Origin of the sequence: Zobellella denitrificans, assembly GCF_002237365.1 — a bacterium.
GTDB lineage: Bacteria > Pseudomonadota > Gammaproteobacteria > Enterobacterales > Aeromonadaceae > Oceanimonas > Oceanimonas denitrificans.
The window spans coordinates 91,795-113,130 of the sequence record NZ_NMUO01000001.1 but is presented as its reverse complement, the minus strand read 5'-3'; the positions used below and the strand labels follow the sequence as shown (position 1 = coordinate 113,130).

The window sequence follows — 21,336 nt, the reverse complement described above, 5'->3', positions numbered from 1 at the left end:
TGGCTGATCCGTGCCGATCCGGCGCCCGTCCCGAATTGTAGTTGATGGGAATCACTATTTTTAGTGTTTTCTTCACTCGGCCTGGCGGCAGGGAACGTCGTGGCCCTGCCGTGGAATTGCCGGCCCTATCACAAAACCAGTGACTGTTTATGCACAATTTGTAAAGATTGTGTGACCAAATATTGCAATTCTGCTTTGCCAGCCCCTCCCTTCACAGGGTAAACTGGGACGCCCGAGCAATCAGGGTCAATAATCGGTCTATACATAACTACTACGTACAATAGAAGAAGCAACTATGACGGAACGTATTCACCTCGGCACTTTACAAGTCGCTACCGTTCTTCATGATCTGGTAGTCAATGAAATCATCCCCGGTACCGGCGTCGAGCCCGCCGCCTTCTGGGCCGGCATGGAGCAGATCGTCAAGGATCTGGCGCCCAGGAACCGTGCCCTGCTGGAAAAGCGGGAGCAACTGCAGCGCCAGATCGACGAATGGCACCGCGCCCGCGCCGGCCAGGCCCATGACGCCGTTGCCTACAAGCAGTTTCTGACCGACATCGGTTACCTGCTGCCGGCGGTCGACGACTTCACCATCACCACCTCCAACGTGGATGCCGAGCTGGCCACCCTGGCCGGTCCCCAGCTGGTGGTGCCGGTCAACAACGCCCGCTATGCCCTCAACGCCGCCAACGCCCGCTGGGGCAGCCTGTACGACGCCCTCTACGGCAGCGATGCCATTGCGGAAACGGACGGCGCCGAAAAGGGCAAGGGTTTCAACCCGCGCCGGGCCGCCAAGGTCGTGGCCTGGGGCCGCAACCTGCTGGATCAGGCCGCCCCCCTGGCCTCCGGCAGCCACGCCGACGCCACCGGCTACCAGGTGGTCGACGGCAAGCTGCGGGTCAGCCTGGAAAACGGTGATGTCACCACCCTGGCCCGGGCCGACCAGTTCGCCGGCTACAATGGCGATACCGCCCAGCCCACCGCCGTGTTGCTGCGTAACAACGGCCTGCACATCGAGCTGCAGTTCGATCGTAGCAGCCCGGTCGGCAAGGACGACAAGGCCGGCATCAAGGATCTGCTGCTGGAATCCGCCCTGTCCACCATCATGGACTGCGAAGACTCGGTCGCCGCCGTGGACGCGGAAGACAAGGTCGGAGTGTACCGCAACTGGCTGGGCCTGATGCAGGGTACCCTGACCGAGGAAGTGCAGAAGGGCGACCAGGTGATCACCCGCAGCCTGAACCCGGATAGGGACTACCTGGATCCCCAGGGCTCGCCTTTCAGCCTGCACGGCCGCAGCCTGCTGTTCGTGCGCAACGTCGGCCACCTGATGACCAACGAGGCGGTGCTGGATCAGCACGGCAACGAGGTGCCCGAAGGCATCATCGACGGCCTGGTGACCTGCCTTATCGCCCTGCACGATCTCAAGGGCAACGGCAAGTTCAAAAACTCCCGCACCGGCAGCGTCTATATCGTCAAGCCCAAGATGCACGGCCCGGAAGAAGTGGCCTTCGCCTGCGAACTGTTCGGCCGCATCGAACAGGTGCTGGGTCTGGCCAAAAATACCCTGAAAGTGGGCATCATGGACGAGGAGCGCCGTACCAGCGCCAACCTCAAGGCCTGCATCTACGAGGCCCGCGAGCGGGTGGTGTTCATCAACACCGGCTTCCTGGATCGCACCGGCGATGAAATCCACACCAGCATGGAAGCCGGCCCCGTGGTGCGCAAGGGTGCCATGAAGCAGCAGGCCTGGATCCAGGCCTACGAGAACAACAACGTGGACGTCGGCCTGGCCGCCGGCCTGCAGGGCAAGGCCCAGATCGGCAAGGGCATGTGGGCCATTCCCGACAACATGGCCGACATGCTGAAGGAGAAGATAATGCATCCCCTGGCCGGTGCCAACACCGCCTGGGTGCCGTCGCCCACCGCCGCCACCCTGCACGCCACCCATTACCACCAGGTGAACGTGAAGGCTCGCCAGGACGAGCTGAAGAGCCGTGCCCCGGCCAGTCTGGACGATCTGCTGACCATCCCCCTGCTCGCCGATGCCGCCAGCCTGAGCGCCGAAGACATCCAGCAGGAGCTGGACAACAACGCCCAGGGTATCCTCGGCTACGTGGTGCGCTGGGTCGATCAGGGCGTGGGTTGTTCCAAGGTGCCGGACATCAACGACGTGGGCCTGATGGAAGACCGCGCCACCCTGCGCATCTCCGCCCAGCACATCGCCAACTGGCTGCGCCACGGCATCTGCAGCAAGGAGCAGGTGATGGCAACCATGCAGCGCATGGCCGCCATCGTCGACCAGCAGAACGCCGGCGATCCCCTGTACCGCAACATGGCACCGGGCTTCGACGGCATCGCCTTCCAGGCCGCCTGCGCCCTGGTGTTCGAGGGCTGTAGCCAGCCCAGCGGTTACACCGAGCCGCTGCTGCACGCCTACCGGCGCAAGCTGAAAGCCCAGGGTTAAGCATCCCGGCGCCCAACAATCCCCGGCTGGTCCGGGGATTTTTTTGTCCATGACTTTTTTTCATGCCCCCATGCCGAATAATCGTGACGGCGCCGGGAGAAAAGATTGCGCGGACACTGCCAAGTCCGGGCCTTTGCTGTACCCTATGCGGTAATTCCGTTCAGCCATACCGACAGCGGGCCGCCCCATGATAAAACGCCTGGTCATCTCCCTTTCTTCCCTGATCTTCAGTGTCTTCCTGCTGATGGGAGGCAATACCTTCGTGATGACGCTGCTCGGGGTCAACCTGGGGCTCAAGGGCATAGAGCCGACCCTGATCGGCAGCATCATGGTGTGCTATTCGGTGGGCTTTGTGCTGGGCTCCCTCTATGGACCCAGGGTGATAAAAAGGGTGGGGCACATTCGTGCCTTCGCCGTGTTCAGCGCCTTCCTGGCCAGCTCCACCCTGATCTTCCCGCTCACCGACAGCATCCTTATCTGGGCGTTGCTGCGGGCCCTGAGCGGGGTGGCGGTGGCCGGCAGCTTCGTGGTGATCGAGAGCTGGTTCAGCGCCGTGGCCACCAACGACAACAGGGCCACCCTGTTCTTCGCCTACCAGATCTGCGCCTACCTGGCGGCCACCGCCGGCCAGCTGCTGATCGGCCTGACCGATCCGGCGGCCTTCGTGCCCTTCACCCTGGGTGCCATCGTGCTGACCGCGGCCCTGGTGCCCCTGTCCCTGACCCGGATGGAGGCGCCCACCATAGAGCACAGCGAGCGACTGAGCGTCAAGGCCATCTTCCGGGACGCCCCGGTGGGACTGCTGGCGGCCCTGTGCAGCGGGGTGCTGATCAGCAGCTTCTACTCCATGGCGCCGGTCTACGCCATCCAGGTGGGCTTGCCGGTGGATCAGTTGTCCTACTTTATGGCGGCCTCCATCTTCACCTTTATCCTGTTCGCCTGGCCCCTGGGGCGGCTGTGCGACCGGCTGGATCGGGGCAAGATCATGATCTGGATAAACGGGGTCATTGCACTGAGCGCCCTGGGCGTGGTGTTTACCGGCCACTACCACCTGGGACTGCTGATCGGCTTCTCCTCCCTCTACATGGGCATGGTCGCCGCCATCTATCCGGTGGCGGTGGCCATCACCAACGACCGCATGGCGGCCCAGCACATCGTCGCGGCCAGCACCACCCTGTTGCTGAGTTACGGCCTCGGCAGCTCGCTCGGCCCCCTGTTCAGCGCCAGCATGATGACCTGGCTCGGCGCCCAGGGACTCTACTACGGCTGTGCCGGCGTGGCCTTGCTGCTGGGCGGCTATGCCTGGATCTGGCGCCTGCGCAGCAAGGCGGTGCCGGTGGCCGAGCAGGCCCATTATATTCCGACTCCGGTGGAAACCGCCGGTGTCATCACCGAGCTCGACCCCCGTAACGAGGAGTTCGTGGACGTGCCCATGGAAGAGGTGTTCCCGGATCTGGAGCAGGAGGAAATCGCCCAGGCCCAGGCCAGCCAGCTGGATCTGGAGTTGCCCGAGCCGGAACCCGATCTCGATCCCGTGTCGATCCCGGCCCAGGAAGATCCCATGGTGGCCATGCGCTGAGCCTGTCACCCCCTTGTCATGCGGGGCGGCTAGGCTGAGGGTATCTTGAACGAGGAGGACAGCCCCATGCGGTTTATCGAACTGATGCGCGACGCCGGCGCCGAGCCCCAGCCCCCCTTCTGCGATGACTGCTATCCGTTGTCCCTGCTGCTCTGGCTGCGGCGTGAGCAGGGCGGGGAGAGACAGCAATGCGACGAATCTGAGGTCGACGCCGTAGCCGCCTGAGCGAGTGCTTTTCGTCGGCTTTTTCCGGCACCGGGCGGAGCGGCTCTGCCGTCACGCCCATTCCCCTGACTGGCAATCCCCGTTAGACTTGGAGCCTGTATTTGGCAGCGGTGCCCCGGGCGCCGCTGCCGCCATCAAGCCCAGCTGGAAAAAGTGTAATGATTCGACTAGCCATCAACGGCTACGGCCGTATTGGGCGCAGTGTTTTACGGGCTTTCTACGAACGTGACCTGCACCGCCATATGAAGATAGTGGCCATCAACGAACTGGCCGATCCCGAGGCCATGGCCCACCTGACCCGCTATGATTCCAGCCACGGCCGCTTCCGGCACGAGGTGACCCTGCTGCCGGGGGCCTTCGAGATAGAGGATGACCCCATCGCCCTGTTCCACGAGCCGGATCCGGCCAGGCTGCCCTGGCGCGAGCTGGGGGTGGATCTGGTGCTCGACTGCACCGGCGTCCTGTCGAGCCGGGCGGATGCCGGCCGGCACCTGGCGGCGGGGGCGAAAAAAGTGTTGTTTTCCCACCCGGCCGACAATGATGTGGATGCCACCATCGTTTATGGTGTAAACCACCAACAATTGACCGGTGCCGAAACCATCGTCTCCAACGCCTCCTGTACCACCAACTGTGTGGTGCCCGTAATTGAGACATTGCACAAAGTTTTTAATATAAAATGTGGTAATATTACTACCATTCACTCAGCCATGAATGACCAACAGGTGATCGATGCCTATCATTCGGATCTGCGCCGGACCCGGGCTGCCAGTCAGTCCATCATCCCGGTCGACACCAAACTGGCCAAGGGGGTAGAGCGCATCTTGCCCCATTTCGCCGGCAAATTTGAGGCCATTTCCGTACGGGTGCCGACCATCAACGTCACCGCCATGGATCTCAGCGTCATCGTCGAGAACAAGGCCACCGTCGAGGCCGTCAACCGGGTGCTGCGCGAGGCCGCCGAAGGCCCGCTGCGGGGCATCCTCGGCTATACCGAGGCGCCGCTGGTGTCGGTCGATTTCAATCATGATCCCCATTCCTCCATCATCGACGGTACCCAGACCCGGGTGAGCGACGCCAATCTGATCAAGATGCTGATGTGGTGCGATAATGAATGGGGCTTTGCCAACCGCATGCTCGACACCAGCCTGGCCTGGCTGGCGACCGCCGAGACCGCTTTCAAAAAACACTAGTACCTTAAAGAGGACGTTCTATGTCTGTCATAAAAATGAATGAGCTCGACCTGTCCGGCAAACGGGTGCTGATCCGCGCCGATCTGAACGTACCGGTCAAGGACGGCAAGGTCACCTCCGACGCCCGCATCCTGGCCTCGCTGCCCACCATCGAAGCGGCATTGGCCCAGGGCGCCAAGGTGATGGTCACCTCCCACCTGGGCCGTCCCACCGAGGGCGAGTATGCCGACGAGTTCTCCCTGCAGCCGGTGGTCGACTACCTGGCCGCCAAGCTGAGCGCGCCCGTGCGCCTGGCCAAGGACTACCTGAACGGGGTGGAGGTGGCCGCCGGTGAGCTGGTGGTGCTGGAGAACGTGCGCTTCAACAAGGGCGAGAAGAAAGACGACGAGACCCTGTCCAAGCAGTACGCCGCCCTGTGCGACGTCTTCGTGATGGATGCCTTCGGCACCGCTCACCGGGCCCAGGCCTCCACCCACGGAGTGGCCAAATTCGCCCCCGTGGCCTGTGCCGGCCCGCTGCTGTCCGCCGAGCTGGAGGCCCTGGGCAAGGCCCTGGACAACCCGGCCCGGCCCATGGTGGCGGTGGTGGGCGGCTCCAAGGTCTCCACCAAGCTGACCGTGCTCGAGTCACTGTCCAAGATAGCCGACCAGCTGGTGGTGGGCGGCGGCATCTCCAACACCTTCGTGGCCGCCGCCGGGCACAACGTGGGCAAGTCCCTGTACGAGCCGGATCTGATCCCCGAAGCCAAGCGTCTGATGGAAAGCTGCGACATCCCGCTAGCCACCGACGTGCGCACCGCACCCGAGTTCTCCGAAACCGCCCCGGCCACCGTCAAGCTGGTCTCGCAAGTGACCGACAACGAGGAGATCCTGGATCTGGGTGACGAGTCCGCCCAGCGCCTGGCCGACATCCTGAAAAATGCCAAGACCATCATCTGGAACGGCCCGGTGGGGGTGTTCGAGTTTGAGAACTTCCGTCGCGGCACCGAGATCGTGGCCCGGGCCATCGCCGAGAGCGACGCCTTCTCCATCGCCGGCGGCGGCGACACCCTGGCGGCCATCGATCTGTTCGGCATCAAGGATCAGATCTCCTACATCTCCACCGGCGGCGGCGCCTTCCTCGAGTTCGTGGAAGGCAAGACCCTGCCGGCGGTGGCCATGCTCGAGCAGAGAGCCAAGGGCTGAGTTAACCTTATCCATTTAAAGCGGCCGGGTCATGCCGGCCGACAAGAGCCTCAACAGGAGCAAGAGAATGTCCCAGAAAATTTTTGACGTAGTAAAACCGGGTGTGGTCAGCGGCGACGACATGCAGAAGATCTTCGCCATCGCCAAGGCCAACGCGTTCGCCCTGCCGGCGGTCAACGTGGTGGGTACCGATTCCATCAACGCCGTGCTGGAAGCGGCCGCCAAGGCGAAAGCCCCGGTGGTGGTGCAGTTCTCCAACGGCGGCGCCTCCTTCTTCGCCGGCAAGGGCCTGAAGCTGGAAGGCCAGCAGGCCGCCATCATCGGCGCCATTTCCGGTGCCAAGCATGTGCACGCCGTGGCCGAGGCCTACGGGGTGCCGGTGATCCTGCACACCGACCATGCCGCCAAGAAGCTGCTGCCCTGGATCGACGGCCTGCTCGACGCCGGTGAGAAGCACTTTGCCGAAACCGGCAAGCCGCTGTTCAGCTCCCACATGATCGACCTGTCCGAAGAGAGCCTGGAAGAGAACATCGAGATCTGCGCCAAGTACCTGGCGCGCATGAGCAAGATCGGCATGACCCTGGAGATCGAGCTGGGCTGCACCGGCGGTGAGGAAGACGGCGTGGACAACACCGGCATGGACAGCTCCATGCTCTACACCCAGCCGGAAGACGTGGCCTATGCCTACGAGAAGCTGAGCGCCATCAGCGACAAGTTCACCATCGCCGCCTCCTTCGGCAACGTGCACGGCGTGTACAAGCCGGGCAACGTCAAGCTGACCCCCAAGATCCTCGACAACTCCCAGAAGTACGTGTCCGAGAAGTTCGGCCTGCCGGCCAAGTCCCTGAACTTCGTGTTCCACGGCGGCTCCGGCTCTTCCGCCGAGGAAATCAAGGAATCCATCGGCTACGGCGTGATCAAGATGAACATCGACACCGACACCCAGTGGGCCACCTGGGCCGGCGTGATGAACTACTACAAGGCGAAAGAAGCGTACCTGCAGGGCCAGATCGGCAACCCCGAGGGCGACGACAAGCCCAACAAGAAGTACTACGATCCGCGCGTCTGGCTGCGTGAAGGCCAGGTCAGCATGATCGCCCGCCTGGAGCAGGCGTTTGCCGAGCTGAACGCCATCGACGTACTGTAAGCGACTCCCCGGTCGTGATAAGGCCGGTCGGCGCAAGCCGACCGGCTTTTTTGTGCGCGCCGGGCAGGGCCGGGCATGACCGGAACGAATCCATTATGTTAGCATGCTGTCTTGCTCAAGCCGGTTCACGGAGCCATCTGCCTATCTCGAGGACAGTGCCTGATGATGAAGAGAGTAACCCGGGGCATGGTTCCATTCCTGCTCCTGGGGCTGCTTTGTTGGGAGATGACCACGGCTCCCGGGGCGAGCGGCGCCAGCATCGATTTCCCCCGCTTCCACCGGCTGATGGAAGCCCGCTACGGGCGGGAGCGGGTGGCGGTGTCCCATGCCTGGGAGCAGATGCTGAGGGAAATCGAGACGCTGCCGGAACAGGAAAAAATCGTCCGGGTGAACCGCTTCTTCCACCGCCACCTCAGCTACCAGACCGATATCCGGCTATGGGGAGAGGAAGACTACTGGGCCACGCCGCTCGAAAGCCTGGGGCGGGGGCAGGGTGACTGCGAGGACTATGCCATCGCCAAATATGTCAGCCTGCGCAAGGCGGGGATCGGCGACGAGCGGTTGCGGCTCATTTATGTCCGGGCCCGCATCGGTGGTGCGCGCAGCACCATGACGCAGGCGCACATGGTGCTGGGCTATTATCCGACCCCGACGGCGGATCCGCTGCTGCTCGACAGCCTGATCCCCAATATCCTGCCCGGCTCTCAACGCACGGATCTGACGCCGGTGTTCAGTTTCAACAGCCAGGGATTGTGGACGCCCGGCGCGACGGCTTCCGCGGCCAACCCCGTGGCGCGGCTGTCGCGCTGGCGTCAGGTGCTGGAAAGGATCCGGCAGGAAGGAGTGACCTGGTGAACAACCTAACTTGGCTGATGGTAACGGAGGAGAAGGCCTAATGTCCTTGATCAAACAGCTGTGGATTGCAATTGCGGTGATGATGACCCTGGCCTTTCTGAGCAGCTTTGCCATCAGCACCTTCAGCGCCCGGGATTACTACGAGGAGCAGCTGCGGCAGAAGAATATCGACAGCGCCAACTCCCTGGCACTGACCTTGTCGCAGATAGAAAAAGACGAGGTAATGATCGAACTGCTGATCGCGGCCCAGTTCGACACCGGCCACTACCAGCGGATAGAGCTCAGCTCTCCCTCCGGCGAGCCGCTGCAGCGAAAAATCGATGATGAGGCGACCGAGCAGGAGCGGGTGCCCGCCTGGTTCCTCAAGCTGGCCCCCCTGTCCATCTCCCCCGGGGTGGCCCAGGTGCAGGATGGCTGGCATCAGTATGGCACCCTCTATGTCGAGAGCCAGACCCGGTTTGCCCAGGCCGCCCTCTGGCAGACCACCCGCAAGCTGCTGCTGTGGCTGCTGCTGGTCGCCCTGCTCTGCGGGGCCCTGGGCAGCGGCTTGCTGAAGCTGATCACCCGCCCGCTGGATCGGGTGGTGGCCCAGGCGGAGGCCATCGGCGGACGGCGCTTCATCACCTCCAGCGAGCCCCGGACGCTGGAGTTCAGCCGCGTGGTCCGGGCCATGAATTTGCTGTCCGAACGTATCCGGCTGATGCTGGAGACCGAGTCCCGTCGCCTCGAGGAGCTGCGTTATCGCAACCAGCATGACGAAGTGACCGGACTGGCCAACCGGGAAACGGTGGTCAGCCAGCTCGATGCCCTGCTGGGCGAGGAAGACGGCCGGCATGCGGCCCTGCTGGTACGGGTGGTGGACCTGGCCGGCATCAACCAGAGCCTGGGACACCAGCGCACCAATGCCCTGTTGCGGGAGCTGGGGCAGGTGTTGCAGCAATGGCCGCAGGCCTTGGCGGACTCCTTTAGCGATGCCCATGCGGGACGGCTCAACGGCAGCGATTTTCTGCTGCTGTTGACCGATGCGGGTGAGCTGGCGGCCCTGAGTGCGGCCCTGAACGAGCGGTTGTCGGCCCTGGCCGGCCGCCACGAATCACAGCTGCGCCTGTTGCTGCCCCATGGCGCCTGTTATTTCCACTCGGGAGAGCAGCGTATCGAGGTCATGAGTCGGGTCGACAGCCTGCTGGCGGTTGCCGAACAGCGGGATGCGACCTGCGCCGAAGTCGGCATCGCCACCGGTGCGTCCGATATCCAGGGGACCGACGGCTGGCGGAGCATGCTGACCCGGACCCTGGCGGAGCAGGGCGTCAGGGCGGTTCGCTTTCCCGTTGTGCACTTGACCGGTGATGCACTCCTGCACCAGGAGGCCATGATGCGCCTGGAGCTGGATGGCAAGACCTATAGAGCCGGGGATTTCATACCCTGGGCCCGTCGCCTGGGGTTGCTGCCGGCACTGGACGTGGCTATGGCCGGTCGTCTGCTCGAGGAGCTGAAGGCGACGGCGCAACCGGAGCCGCTGGCGATCAACCTGTCGATGGAAACGCTCAAGGATCCGCTCGGCCGGCAGCAACTGCTGATGCTCCTGCGCCAGTTTCCCGAGCAGGCGCCCTGGCTGTGGCTGGAGTTTCCGGAAAACCCGGTGATCCATCATGTCGAGCTGTTCAGGGAGTTTTGTGCCCAGGTCAAGCCCCTGGGTTGCAAACTGGGAATGGAACGGGCCGGTCGCGGCTTTGCCAGGATTTCCCGGTTGCAGGAACTCGGCCTGGATTACCTCAAGGTGGATACGGCCCTGACCAGGGAGCTGTCCGGCAACCAGGGCAACCAGGGCTTCCTGCGCGGCCTGTGCACCCTGGGGCACTCCATCGGACTTCAGTTGGTCGCCGATGGCGTCCAGTCTGCGGACGAGCTTGAGCTGCTGCGGGCCTTGGGATTCGACGCGGCCGGCGGGCCGGGCATCTCCCCCTGAGCGGCGCAGGCGAGCCCCGGGGGCCCGCCTGCGCGCCACCAGCAAGGTGCATATTCAGAGCATGGGGATGGTGTCTTCGTCGCCCTCGTCGCCCAGCAGGTCCAATCGGTGCTGCTGGCGGCGCAGGCTCTGGCGGGCGAGCAGCTTGTGCTGGGCCATGGGCGGCAGATCGGTGAACTGGATGAGATTCTTGTCGATCAGCACATCGATCAAATCCTCGAGTACCCTGGCCAGGGCGATGTCGGATTCCCGCAAGGCCTGCAGGTGCGCCGTTTCTTCCTGCCGGCCGACGCCGAAAAACAGGGACAGCTCCGGTGAATCCGCCGCGATGGTTTCTTCGATGCCCGGCTCCCGCTCCAGGCTGACGGCCAGGATCCGGCCCGTAGGATCGCGTTTGACAAACATCAGGTGCGCTCCTGGCCACGTACCAGCAGCATCAGGTGCATGCGATCCCGGGCGCCCAGTTTTTCAAAGATGGAGCTGAGGTGCGCCTTGACGGTGCGCTCGGTGATGTCCAGCTCGAGGGCGATGCGTTTGTTGCTGGCGCCCTTGAGCACTTCGGTGGTGACCTGGCGCTCCCTGTCGGTCAGGGGGGAGAGGTCGCAACCCTCGCCGGTGGGCTGCTGCTCGAGCAATTGCGACAGCAGGCCGACCATCTTGCTGACCAGCGGCGCCGGCAGCCACAGACCGCCGGCGGTCACTGTCCGGGCCGCCTGGATGAGGATGTCCCGGCTCGCCAGGGCTTCGGTATAGCCCCTCGCCCCCGCGCTCAGCGCCTGGCGCAACTCCTCCAGCTGTGGCTGGCGGGTCATGGCCACCACCCGACGCCCCTCGGCCACGTGGTGGCGGATCTGTTCGGTCCAGCCGGGGATGGCTGTCAGTACCCAGATCAGCTCGGGGCAGGGGGAAGGGGCATCCTCCGGGGTTACGGCGATTCGTGCCCCGGGAAAGGACTGACGCCAGCGGGGGCTGATAAAGCCCTCTTCGGTAATAAATAAAGCATCACTCATCGTTCGGTCATCGCTTGTGAAGTGGCTCTGAGTACGGGTTTCAGCAGGTATTCCAGGATCGTTTTCTTGCCGGTGAGGATGTCCACCTGGGTGGTCATGCCGGGGATGATGGCCAGATCATCGGTAAAGCCCGGGGTGCGGGTGGCGAGCCGGACCAGGTAGTAGCTGTTGTCCTTGTCGTCGAGGATGGTATCGGCGCTGATATGCTGTACCTCGGCCTCCAGCCCGCCGTAGATGGCGAAGTCGTAGGCGGTAAACTTGATCATGGCGGCCTGCCCCGGTCGGATAAAGGCGATGTCCTTGGGCTGGATGCGGGCCTCTATGATCAGCTGGTCATCCAGCGGGATCAGCTCCAGCACTTCGCGCCCGGGCGCGACGACGCCGCCGACGGTATTGGCGAACAGGCGCTGGACAGTGCCGCGCACCGGCGCCCGGATTTCGGTTTGCTGTACCTTGTCGGCGAGGGCGGATTCGGCCTCGCTCAGGCCGTCGAGCCGGGCCTTGGATTCCAGGAACTCCTTGCGCCAGCGGTTGGTTACATTCAGCTCCACTTCCCTGATCTTGTTGCGGGCCTCTCCGATGGCGGCCTCGCTGCGGCTGATCGCGGCCTTGGCCCGCTCCACTTCCCCTCTGGCGTTGGCCAGCTCCCGCTCGATGCGCAGTATGTCCATGTCGGACACGGCGCCGGACTGCAGCAGGGGGCGGGTAACCTGCAGTTCCCGGCTGCTCAGGGCAAGGGCGCTGCTGTGCTGGCTCAGGGCGGCCTTGGCCTCGACCAGATCCTGCTGGCGCTGGTTGAGCTGGTTCTGGTAAATGGCAATCTGTTCCTGCAACTCCTCCTGGCTGGCCCGGTAGAGGCGCAGCTCGCGGGCGACCAGTTCGGGCGCCTGTCGCTGGAGTTCTTCCGGAAACACCGGCTCGGTCTGGTCGATCAGGGCCTGCAGTCGGGCAACCTCGGCGCTCAGCGCCAGATATTGCACCTGGCTCTCGCGCAGGCTGGAAATGGAGCGGGTCGGGTCGATGCGCAGCAAGACATCGCCGGCCTCCACCGTCTGTCCTTCCCGCACCAGTATCTGCTGGACGATACCGCCGTCCAGGGACTGGACCACCTGCAACTGCTGGGACGGGATGACCCGGCCCTGGCCCCGGGCCACCTCGTCCAGGGGGGCGAAGGCGGACCAGATCAGCAGCGCCAGGCAGGTCAGGCACATCAGGTACAGCATGGCCCTGGCGCGCACCGGCTCCTGCTGGAGTTGGGCCCAGTCCGCATCCAGGGCCCAATTCGGGCCGGAAGCGACCTTGCCGGCTGCCGGCAGCCTGTCGGGGCTTTGGGCCTGGGGATCCATGGTGGGGTGATTCATGCTGCGCTCCCAATCCTGCCCTGACGGAGGGCTTCCAGTACCTCGGCCTTGGGACCATCGGCCACCAGCCTGCCGTTGTCGACGACGATGATGCGCTCGGCCAGGGCCAGCAGGGAACTGCGGTGAGTGACCAGGATCAGGGTCTTGCCCTGGGCAATCTGGGCCAGGCTCTGCTTGATTTGTTCTTCGCTGCTGTGGTCGAGCGAGCCCGTGGGTTCGTCGAGCAGCAGTATGGGGGACTCCTTGATCAGGGCCCGGGCAATGGCCACGGACTGGCGCTGGCCGCCGGACAGCAACTGTCCCCGTTCGCCCACCTGCATGTCGAACCCGGACGGGTGGGTGTTGATAAAGCCGGCCAGGCCGCTCAGGTTGGCGGCATGCACGAGCTGGGCATCATCCACATGGGGTGTGCCCATGGTCAGGTTATCGCGCAGGGTGCCGAAGAACAGGGACACGTCCTGGGGAACATGGCCGATACTGCGTCTCAGCTCGGCCGGATCGAGCTGGCGGATGTCCACGCCGTCGATCAGTATGGTGCCGGCGTCCGGTTCATAGAGACCCAGGATCAGTTTTTCCAGGGTGCTCTTGCCCGAGCCATTGCGTCCCAGTATGGCAACGTGCTCGCCGGCCTTGATCCTGAAGCTGATATCGGCAAGGGCCTGGCGCTCGGCATCGGGGTAGCTGAAACCCACCTGCCTGAACTCGATGTCTCCCCGGAGGATGGGACGGCTTACCCAGTGTTTGCCCTGGGGGCGCTCCACCGGCCGGGCCATGATGTTGTTCAGGCTTTCCATGGCGGCGGCGGCATGGTGGTACTGGGACAACAGGGCGGCCGCCTGGCCGATGGGGCCCATGGCGCGGGAGGACAGCAGGTAGGCGGCGATCAGCCCCCCCTGGGTGAGATGGCTGCCGGTGATCAGGTAGACGCCGACGATGACAAGGGCCACGGCCACGGTGTGTTGAACCCAAAGGGCGCCATTGCTGACGGAGGCCGCCAGCAGGCGCATCTGCGCCGTGATGCGGCTCAGGAAGAGGGTGGTGCTTTCCCAGGTGCCCTGCATCCTGCTCTCGGCACCGACGGTCTTGAGGGTTTCCAGGCTGCTCAGGCATTCAACCAGGGTGGCGTTGCGCATGGCGCTGGCGCGGATCATGGTTTCCGACAGCCGTTGCATCTTGCGCTGGGCCAGGGCGGCATAAAGCAGTATCAGCACGGTGCCCACCAGGATGGGGAGCACCAGCAGCCAGTTGATCAGGCCGATGATAAGGCAGAACAGCAGGAAGAAAGGCAGGTCGACCAGGGCCACCAGGGTCACGGAGCCGATGAAGTTGCGGACCGATTCGAAGGCCTGCACATTGCTGGCAAAGGAGCCGGCCGAGGCGGGGCGATCCGCCAGCTTCATGCCCAGTATCTGCTCCATGATGGTGGCGGACAGCTTGACATCGGCCCGGCTGGCGCCGAGATCCACAAACCAGCTGCGCATCAGGCGCAGCCCCAGATCGGCGCAGAGCACGATAAGGATCCCCACCGCCAGTACCCAGAGGGTATCGGTGGCGTGATTGGGCACCACCCGGTCATAGATGTTCATGACGAACAGGGGCATGGCCACCGCGAAGCAGTTGATCATGATGGCGGCCAGGATGATGTCCCGGTACAGGGGGCGGTTTTCGGCCATCACTCCCCAGAACCAGTGCCCGTCCGGTTTTTTTCTCGCCCTGGGGGCCCGGGCGTCGAAGTGGAACTCGGGGCGCAGATAGATGAGCTTGCCCGAGTATTGGCGCTGCAGTTCGTCGAGCGGGAGGCTGACTTCGGCCTCCGTCAGTTCCGGCCAGATCACCCGTGCGTTGCCTTGCTCGGGATCCAGGCCGGTGAGGATACAGGCCCGGTCGTCGTGCAGCAGCAGCACGGCGGGAAGCAGGGACGGATTCACCGCACTCAGGGATTGGGTTGCCAGGCGACTCGATAATCCGGCGCGCTTGGCGGCGCGATGGAATACCGAAGGCACCAGCTTGCCTTCCACCAGCGGCAAACCGGCCAGGGCGGACTCTCTGGACAGTTTGCGATCGTGGAAGCGACAGAGGGTCAACAGGCAGTCGAGTAGAGGGCCGCCATGTTGTTCAGAATAGTCGGTCTTCGACATCACTCATTCCCGTGCGCCGTCCGGCCCGGGGCCGGACGACAGGTTATCGGGGCCGCGGCCCCGTTCGTTATCGGCTGGTGCTCAGTTGTCCCAGCACGGTGTTGACATCGTGATCGGGGCAGGCCGAGGCGGCGTCGACCGCGATGGGCTCGGCACCCAAATCACTTAGCGAAGGCAGTTCGTCGCCCACTACCTCCAGCGCCGGCAGCAGTTGCCCCATGGCCGCCAGGGTCCTGGCGATGGCCAGCCCACGGTCGTAGGTGGCGTTGGCATAGGCGCGGCTGGCCTGGAAGTATTCGTTTTCTGCATCCAGCACATCCAGCAGGGTACGCTGGCTGATATCGAACTGCCCCTTGTAGGCGGTTCTGACCCGGTCGGAGGATAACCGGTGCTGGTTCAGGATGGGAAGCTGTTGATCCAGTTTTTGCACGTCATTGTAGGCGATTTGCAGCGTCTGTCGCATATCCACGCAGGCCTTGTCGCGCAGATCCTTGGCCTGGTTGACTTCTTCATAGGCCTTGCGCAGGCTGGCCTGATCCCGGCCGCCCTGGTAAAGGTTGTACCTCAGATCCAGGCCGACGCGGGCGTCGTTGCGGCGCTCATCGAAACCGTTATCGACGTAGTCCCGGGTGCCGTACTTCGCGGTCAGGTTCAACTGGGGATGAAAGGCGGATTTTTGACCGTCGGCGGCGGCTTCCTGGGCATGGATGTTGCGCAGCGCGGCGTGGAAGGCGGGGCTGCCCTGGTAGGCGAGGTGGATGGCTTCGCGCACGCTCAGGGGAAGCGTGCCGTTATCGAGCTGCAGGGGCGCGAGTTCGAGCCCCGGCAGCTCACCGACGACACGCAGATAGCGGGCACTGACATCATGCAGGTTGGACATCTCGGTGAGCAGGTTGGCTTCGGCCAGGGAGAGGCGACCGTTGATCTGCTCCAGATCGGCCCGCCTGGCCACGCCGGCCCGGGCGCTTTCTTCGATCTGGTTGTAAACCTCGAGGTGGCTGGCCAGGTTGGCTTCGGCCAGGGCGACCAGTTCACGGTAGCGCATCACGTCCTGGTAGGCGCCGACGGATGACAGCGCGGTGTTTTCTACCTGCGCCAGCAGCTCGAAATAACGGACGAGTTGGGCATCCTCGAAACGCTGCACGTCATTGGCGGTTTTGAAGCCGTCATACAACATCTGCACCAGTGAGACTTCGGCCGCACCGCCGGTAAAGTCCCGCTTTTCACTGTAATTGCGCCATTCCTTGCCATACCCGGCGGTTACGTCCAGAGTCGGCAGGTAGCCGCCCCGGGCGAAGTCGACATCGTGTCCGGCGGCGCGAAAGGCACGCCAACTGGCCTGTACTTCGGGATTGGTGGTGATGGCTTTTTGCGCCACCTCGGTGATGGTCAGGGTGGGCTGTTGCGCCAGCGCCGAAAGGGACAGCAGATAAAGGCTGCCGGCCAGCGCCGACCAGCGTTTGGGGATTGCCATCAAGGTTTTTTTCGGTGTCTGCATAAGGATTCGTTTGGGTGAAATGGTGAATTGGGGGAAGCCTAGCACCGAGCCGTAAGCAAAACGTATCCATTGGGACACATGATAAACCCGTGTCCTAACAAACCGCCTGCATCAGGGCCTGACGTATCCGGCGGATATGGCTGGGTGCATTCAGTTCCTCCAGTATCCTGGGGATGAGCGGGTGGGTAAAACGAACACGCGTTCCGGTTACCCGGTACAGCAACCCCGACTCTACCATGGCCGCCATGGCCTCGGCGATCTCTTCCCGGGTCGTTTTTTCCGGCATCAGCGCGGCCAGTTCCTCGTGGGGTGTATCGGTACCGGCAACAGCGAGGATGAGCGCCAGCTCCCGGTGTCGGCCCTGGCGGTCGATATCCGGGCTGAACAGAGCTATCAGTGCATCTGGAATTTGCTGGGTGCCCTGATGTTCGGCCAGCAGCTTCAGGACCAGGGGAATGCCCCCCGACAGATGAAAGCATTGCTGCCTGTGCTCGGCCGAGGCCGTTTCGGGCAACCAGTGTTGCAGCAGGGCCTGGCCGGCCGAAAGCGGCAGCGGCGGCAAATTCAGGCAGTGGCCCGGCCAGGCCATCGTTGTCGGGAGCTGGTGTCCCGTTACCAGGAGAAAAGGCGCCGGCCTGGCGTGCCGGGCCAGATGGATAAAAAATTCCAGTGTCAGCGTGTCGCACCAGTGTACGTCTTCGAGCCAGTAAAGGGTGGCATGGCTTGGCCTCAATGGCCCAAGCAATGGGACGAGACGGGAGAACAAGCGGTGCTTATGGTCATCATTCCGTATGTTGACGGCATCCAGGTCGCTTATCCATTGCTCGTAGTCGTACAGGTGCCGTCCCGAGGAAGAGATGGCCCCGACGCGCGCCGAGGGCGGGAAAGATGTCAGGAAATGAAACAAGGTCTCCAGCGGGGCAGGCTGCAAATCGGGCTGGCAACACAGCCGGTGCAGGGTGTCGCCCTGCATCGGCTGCCGTGCCAGCCATTGGGCGACCAGCGCCGTTTTGCCCATGCCGGCGCCAGCCAGTATGGCTACCATCCCGGGGCCGGTGTCTTGCCGGATTTCGGTCAGTTTTTCCAGCTGAGGGTCTCGTCCCTGCAGAGGACTTGCCGGCGCGGTGGCGGCTTGATTTTCTTCCGCTTGGTAATAAAGTGCCTGCACGGTACCGTCGGATTGACGCCGGCGATCCTGCAGCTTGTGCAACCGCACCCTGTATGCAAGCAACTGCTGCACCTTGTCGCTGACGAGGGGCTGGTTGTATTGGGCGTTGTGGCAGACCCTGGCCGTTTCTTCGGTGATTTCCCCGAGCAGATCCGGAATGGTGTTGTCCAGAGACGAAAACAGCCTGCCGCAATGGATGCCAATCTTGACCCTGGCATCCTGACAGGCCCGTGCCCAGGTGCTGAGGCGAAGGGCGGCGCTCCAGGCGAGCCAGGCTGCATCGACGATGGCATTGGGCCAGCCAAAATAAAAAAAGGCGCCCTTTCCCGCGCTGTTCAGGTGGAAGGCCCCCATCTTCTTGCCGAGCAGGGCCCGGGTCATCTGATCGAGATCGTACAACCGTTGTGACGCTTCCTCGGGATCCTGACTCAGGCTGAACCATTGTACCCGTAGTACCACCACCAGGGAGACTTTCTGTATAACGGGAAAAGGGGATGGCGCCATGAGGCTGACGCGGGGTGCCATGCCGTTGAGCAGCTTGTCCCGCAGGGCCAGGGTGGCGGCCTCGGGGGCGACGTCCAGTTCGCGTCGCAGGCGGCGGGAGAAGGATTCGAACAGCTTCAATGCCGCACCGGGATGGCCGGCGGCGGCATGCATGCCCATCACCTGGCGCAGGTGCATTTCGTTGTCCGGATCAATTTTCATCAACAGGTGGGCATAGTCCAGGGCCTGCTCGTCTGCGCCTGAACACTGACAGCATCCAATGAGTCGCTGCAGCAGGAGCAACTGCTGCATGCGGAGCTGCTCTCGCTTGTGGGCGAGCCAGAGTTCGAATTCATCACAGCCCGGGAGGCTGTAGGCCGGCAGGAAGTCGCCACCCAGGATGTGGGGAGTCAGCCGGGCGGCCAGATCGGCCAGCGAGCGGCACTCGTCGGCGTGACACGAGTCGCAGGCGGGCAGGGAGTGCTCCAGTGTGGCCAGATCGAGGCTGGCCACCAGTTCGGAACGAAAACCGATGCTGTGGCGGCAGGACTGCAGCGGCGAGGGACGACCGGCTCCTCCCAGGGTCTGGTTCAGGCTGGACAGTACCTGACGAAGGTTGCACCTGGCCGCACTCTCATCCAGTTCGGGCCAGAACAAGGCCGCCAGATAATCGCGGCTGTGGGGTTTATGCCTTTCCGACGCCAGAAAACCCAGCAGCCCCAGTGCCTTGCGATAGCGTTTGGGGAACGGGAGTTCTTGCCGTCCGACCCGGATCGAGGTGGTACCCAACAGCAAGATATCGCAGAAATCGGATGAGGGTGCAGGCAAGGGTGGCTCTCCATGATATGACGCAATGACCTCCTGGCAGGCGCGCATCATCACACACTCAGGCCGGGAGGGAAATCCTGACCTGTACTTCGGTCCAATAGGCTTATCTGTTTCTATGTTTAATATGCGTTATATCTAGAGCTTATAACGGACGAAAGACGATGAGTATACCAGTTGCTGTGGTTTCCGAGGTCAATGGATATGTCGCCGCCCAGGCCGCCGATGGCTCTGTCCGCCTGCTGACGGCCGGCGACACCCTGCTGGCAGGCGAAGTCCTGATAACAGGAGAGAATGCCCAGGTCATTCTTGACAATGGCAATAATGAACAGATGCAGTTTGGTGGCAATCAGCGCCTTCAAATGACCCAGAACCTGCTGGCGTCGGCGGAGCCCGAGCCTCAGGAAAGCGCCTTGCTGGATCCCAGTGTCGAAGCCGTACTGGCGGCTCTGGACAGTGGCAACGACCTGCTGGACGAGCTGGAAGCGCCCGCCGCGGGTGCTGACGGCGCCCCTTCTGGAGGTGGCGGATCCTTCGTTTCTCTGACACGTATTGTGGAAGAGGTTGAGCCTCTGGAGTTTGATTTTTCCATCGAAGATGTAGAGCCGTTCGAGCTTCCTCTTGGAGACGAAACGGATACTGACGATACCGACGCCGACGCCGACGCCGATGCTGACGCCGATGCGGACGCCGATGCGGATGCGGATGCGGACGCCGATGCGGACGCAGATGCCGATGCGGATGCTGACGCCGACGCGGATGCAGACGCCGATGCAGACGCCGATGCCGATGCCGATGCGGACGCGGATGCGGACGCCGATGCGGATGCTGACGCGGATGCCGACGCCGATGCGGATGCTGACGCGGATGCCGACGCCGATGCGGATGCCGACGCCGATGCGGATGCGGACGCGGACGCCGACGCGGATGCCGAGCCGATGCGGACGCTGATGCCGATGCCGATGCGGACGCCGATGCGGACGCGATGCCGATGCGGATGCTGACGCCGATGCCGATGCGGATGCGGACGCCGATGCCGATGCCGATGCGGATGCTGACGCCGATGCCGATGCGGACGCCGATGCTGACGCGGATGCCGACGCGGATGCCGATGCCGATGCCGATGCTGACGACGACGATAAGGGATCAGACGGTAAGGGCAAAGGTCCGCAGGGCAACAATGGCCACGGCAACGGGGACCAGGACGCACCCGGCAACTCCGGCGGCAACAACAATGCCGAAAACAGCGGCAACACCGGCAACGGCAACAGCGGCCAGGGCCAGTCCGGCAACAATGGACAGCAGGGCAACAATGGCCATGGCAACGGGGACCAGGACGCACCCGGCAACTCCGGCGGCAACAACAATGCCGAAAACAGCGGCAACACCGGCAACGGCAACAGCGGCCAGGGCCAGTCCGGCAAAGGTCCGCAGGGCAACAATGGCCACGGCAACGGGGATCAGGACGCGCCCGGCAACTCCGGTGACAACAACAATGCCGAGAACAGTGGCAACGCCGGCAAGGGCAACAGCGGCAAGGGGCAGTCCGGCAAAGGTCCGCAGGGCAACAATGGCCACGGCAACGGGGATCAGGATGCGCCCGGCAACTCCGGCGACAACAACAATGCCGAAAACAGCGGCAACTCGGGCAACGGCAACAGCGGCCAGGGCCAGTCCGGCAACAATGGACAGCAGGGCAACAATGGTCAGGGTGGCCAGCCTAAGATGTGGTTGGCCGAGGACGATGATGTGGTCGCCTTGCCCTTGGGGGATGAGGATACTGATCCTGATATGAGCAGTTTCACACAAGAGGAAAGTGAACCCCTGGCGTTGGGCAGCCTGCTTGTCGATGACGAGGGAGAACTGGACGGCGTGATCGCCACCACCACCGGCGATAATGGAGAGACGGTGCTCACTATTGAGCCGGGGACGGAAGACCGGGGCTCGGCTCCCGGATACGAGCCTCCGCTCGTGGTCGATGGGGCGCAACCGGAGGATTTTTTCAATATCACGAACAAGCCGGAGGGGCTTGATCAGTAATATTTGAGCCAGGATCTCACCCCGGGCGGCCATGCTGCCCGGGGTGAATATCGTTCAAGTAACCGCTCCCGATATGGCTGAATTAGCGGAATGCTCCATGCGGCACATTCCCCGGCATGATCGGTCTGTCCGGCAAGCCCCGGCGGGTTAGCCTTATTCGGAGCGGTTGTTTAAGTTGCCCTTATTTAGAAAGGGCGTTG

At 63.2% G+C, this 21,336-nt stretch carries 16 protein-coding genes; 9 read left to right on the top strand and 7 right to left on the bottom strand.

Annotated features, from left to right (window positions below):
- Positions 1-295 precede the first annotated feature (295 nt).
- From CGX12_RS00440 to CGX12_RS00410, 8 genes are all read left to right on the top strand, one after another.
- Complete coding sequence (locus tag CGX12_RS00440; RefSeq protein WP_094037926.1) at positions 296-2,467, top strand: malate synthase G; 2,172 nt, start codon at positions 296-298, stop codon at positions 2,465-2,467.
- A 187-nt stretch (positions 2,468-2,654) separates the two neighbouring features.
- Positions 2,655-4,046, top strand: a complete 1,392-nt coding sequence (locus CGX12_RS00435) for an MFS transporter (RefSeq protein ID WP_094037925.1) — start codon at positions 2,655-2,657, stop codon at positions 4,044-4,046.
- Positions 4,047-4,112: 66 nt separating this feature from the next.
- Positions 4,113-4,271: a hypothetical protein gene (locus CGX12_RS19770; RefSeq protein WP_157772163.1), complete on the top strand. Its 159-nt coding sequence runs from the start codon at positions 4,113-4,115 to the stop codon at positions 4,269-4,271.
- 158 nt (positions 4,272-4,429) lie between these two features.
- Entirely contained in the window at positions 4,430-5,461 is a 1,032-nt protein-coding gene (gene epd / locus CGX12_RS00430; RefSeq protein ID WP_094037924.1) for an erythrose-4-phosphate dehydrogenase, read from the top strand.
- Positions 5,462-5,481: 20 nt separating this feature from the next.
- Positions 5,482-6,645 carry a phosphoglycerate kinase gene (pgk, locus tag CGX12_RS00425; protein ID WP_094037923.1) on the top strand — a complete coding sequence of 388 codons (1,164 nt, stop codon included), beginning with the start codon at positions 5,482-5,484 and terminating at the stop codon, positions 6,643-6,645.
- A gap of 67 nt (positions 6,646-6,712) precedes the next feature.
- The gene (gene fbaA / locus CGX12_RS00420) at positions 6,713-7,792 is read left to right on the top strand and encodes a class II fructose-bisphosphate aldolase (RefSeq protein ID WP_094037922.1); all 1,080 of its coding nucleotides are present in this window, start codon (positions 6,713-6,715) and stop codon (positions 7,790-7,792) included.
- Between the two features lie 162 nt (positions 7,793-7,954).
- Positions 7,955-8,647: a transglutaminase-like cysteine peptidase gene (locus CGX12_RS00415; RefSeq protein ID WP_254918171.1), complete on the top strand. Its 693-nt coding sequence runs from the start codon at positions 7,955-7,957 to the stop codon at positions 8,645-8,647.
- Positions 8,648-8,687: 40 nt separating this feature from the next.
- Positions 8,688-10,613 (top strand): bifunctional diguanylate cyclase/phosphodiesterase, encoded by a 1,926-nt coding sequence (locus tag CGX12_RS00410; RefSeq protein WP_094037921.1) that lies wholly within the window; start codon positions 8,688-8,690, stop codon positions 10,611-10,613.
- A gap of 54 nt (positions 10,614-10,667) precedes the next feature.
- Here the strand turns inward: CGX12_RS00410 and CGX12_RS00405 are convergent, their stop codons facing one another.
- The 6 genes from CGX12_RS00405 to CGX12_RS00380 form a co-directional block, all read right to left on the bottom strand.
- Positions 10,668-11,018, bottom strand: a complete 351-nt coding sequence (locus tag CGX12_RS00405) for a hypothetical protein (RefSeq protein ID WP_094037920.1) — start codon at positions 11,016-11,018, stop codon at positions 10,668-10,670.
- Positions 11,018-11,623, bottom strand: a complete 606-nt coding sequence (locus tag CGX12_RS00400; protein WP_094037919.1) for a response regulator transcription factor — start codon at positions 11,621-11,623, stop codon at positions 11,018-11,020. Before CGX12_RS00400 ends, CGX12_RS00405 begins: the two co-directional genes overlap by 1 nt.
- Positions 11,620-12,984 carry an HlyD family type I secretion periplasmic adaptor subunit gene (locus CGX12_RS00395; protein WP_094037918.1) on the bottom strand — a complete coding sequence of 455 codons (1,365 nt, stop codon included), beginning with the start codon at positions 12,982-12,984 and terminating at the stop codon, positions 11,620-11,622. The genes CGX12_RS00400 and CGX12_RS00395 overlap by 4 nt, the downstream gene beginning before the upstream one ends.
- Complete coding sequence (locus tag CGX12_RS00390) at positions 12,981-15,122, bottom strand: type I secretion system permease/ATPase (protein WP_094037917.1); 2,142 nt, start codon at positions 15,120-15,122, stop codon at positions 12,981-12,983. Before CGX12_RS00390 ends, CGX12_RS00395 begins: the two co-directional genes overlap by 4 nt.
- A gap of 67 nt (positions 15,123-15,189) precedes the next feature.
- The gene (locus CGX12_RS00385) at positions 15,190-16,596 is read right to left on the bottom strand and encodes a TolC family outer membrane protein (RefSeq protein ID WP_094037959.1); all 1,407 of its coding nucleotides are present in this window, start codon (positions 16,594-16,596) and stop codon (positions 15,190-15,192) included.
- 118 nt (positions 16,597-16,714) lie between these two features.
- Positions 16,715-19,099: an ATP-binding protein gene (locus CGX12_RS00380; RefSeq protein WP_176441961.1), complete on the bottom strand. Its 2,385-nt coding sequence runs from the start codon at positions 19,097-19,099 to the stop codon at positions 16,715-16,717.
- Positions 19,100-19,260: 161 nt separating this feature from the next.
- Between CGX12_RS00380 and CGX12_RS19765 the strand changes: the two genes are divergently transcribed.
- Positions 19,261-20,100, top strand: a complete 840-nt coding sequence (locus CGX12_RS19765) for a retention module-containing protein (protein ID WP_176441959.1) — start codon at positions 19,261-19,263, stop codon at positions 20,098-20,100.
- A 142-nt stretch (positions 20,101-20,242) separates the two neighbouring features.
- On the opposite strand, the gene CGX12_RS19760 is transcribed toward CGX12_RS19765, so the two are convergent.
- Complete coding sequence (locus tag CGX12_RS19760; protein WP_176441953.1) at positions 20,243-21,169, bottom strand: hypothetical protein; 927 nt, start codon at positions 21,167-21,169, stop codon at positions 20,243-20,245.
- Between the last annotated feature and the right edge of the window lie 167 nt (positions 21,170-21,336).

What these genes read in the sequence shown, in the direction of transcription:
- CGX12_RS00415 (WP_254918171.1), top strand. Translation starts at nt 7,955, where the DNA reads ATGATGAAGAGAGTAACCCGGGGCATGGTTCCATTCCTGCTCCTGGGG.
- CGX12_RS19770 (WP_157772163.1), top strand. Translation starts at nt 4,113, where the DNA reads ATGCGGTTTATCGAACTGATGCGCGACGCCGGCGCCGAGCCCCAGCCC.
- CGX12_RS00440 (WP_094037926.1), top strand. Translation starts at nt 296, where the DNA reads ATGACGGAACGTATTCACCTCGGCACTTTACAAGTCGCTACCGTTCTT.
- CGX12_RS19765 (WP_176441959.1), top strand. Translation starts at nt 19,261, where the DNA reads ATGAGTATACCAGTTGCTGTGGTTTCCGAGGTCAATGGATATGTCGCC.
- pgk (WP_094037923.1), top strand. Translation starts at nt 5,482, where the DNA reads ATGTCTGTCATAAAAATGAATGAGCTCGACCTGTCCGGCAAACGGGTG.
- CGX12_RS00395 (WP_094037918.1), bottom strand. Translation starts at nt 12,984, where the DNA reads ATGAATCACCCCACCATGGATCCCCAGGCCCAAAGCCCCGACAGGCTG.
- CGX12_RS00435 (WP_094037925.1), top strand. Translation starts at nt 2,655, where the DNA reads ATGATAAAACGCCTGGTCATCTCCCTTTCTTCCCTGATCTTCAGTGTC.
- epd (WP_094037924.1), top strand. Translation starts at nt 4,430, where the DNA reads ATGATTCGACTAGCCATCAACGGCTACGGCCGTATTGGGCGCAGTGTT.
- CGX12_RS00410 (WP_094037921.1), top strand. Translation starts at nt 8,688, where the DNA reads ATGTCCTTGATCAAACAGCTGTGGATTGCAATTGCGGTGATGATGACC.
- CGX12_RS00400 (WP_094037919.1), bottom strand. Translation starts at nt 11,623, where the DNA reads ATGAGTGATGCTTTATTTATTACCGAAGAGGGCTTTATCAGCCCCCGC.
- CGX12_RS00390 (WP_094037917.1), bottom strand. Translation starts at nt 15,122, where the DNA reads ATGTCGAAGACCGACTATTCTGAACAACATGGCGGCCCTCTACTCGAC.
- CGX12_RS19760 (WP_176441953.1), bottom strand. Translation starts at nt 21,169, where the DNA reads ATGGCCGCCCGGGGTGAGATCCTGGCTCAAATATTACTGATCAAGCCC.
- fbaA (WP_094037922.1), top strand. Translation starts at nt 6,713, where the DNA reads ATGTCCCAGAAAATTTTTGACGTAGTAAAACCGGGTGTGGTCAGCGGC.
- CGX12_RS00405 (WP_094037920.1), bottom strand. Translation starts at nt 11,018, where the DNA reads ATGTTTGTCAAACGCGATCCTACGGGCCGGATCCTGGCCGTCAGCCTG.
- CGX12_RS00385 (WP_094037959.1), bottom strand. Translation starts at nt 16,596, where the DNA reads ATGGCAATCCCCAAACGCTGGTCGGCGCTGGCCGGCAGCCTTTATCTG.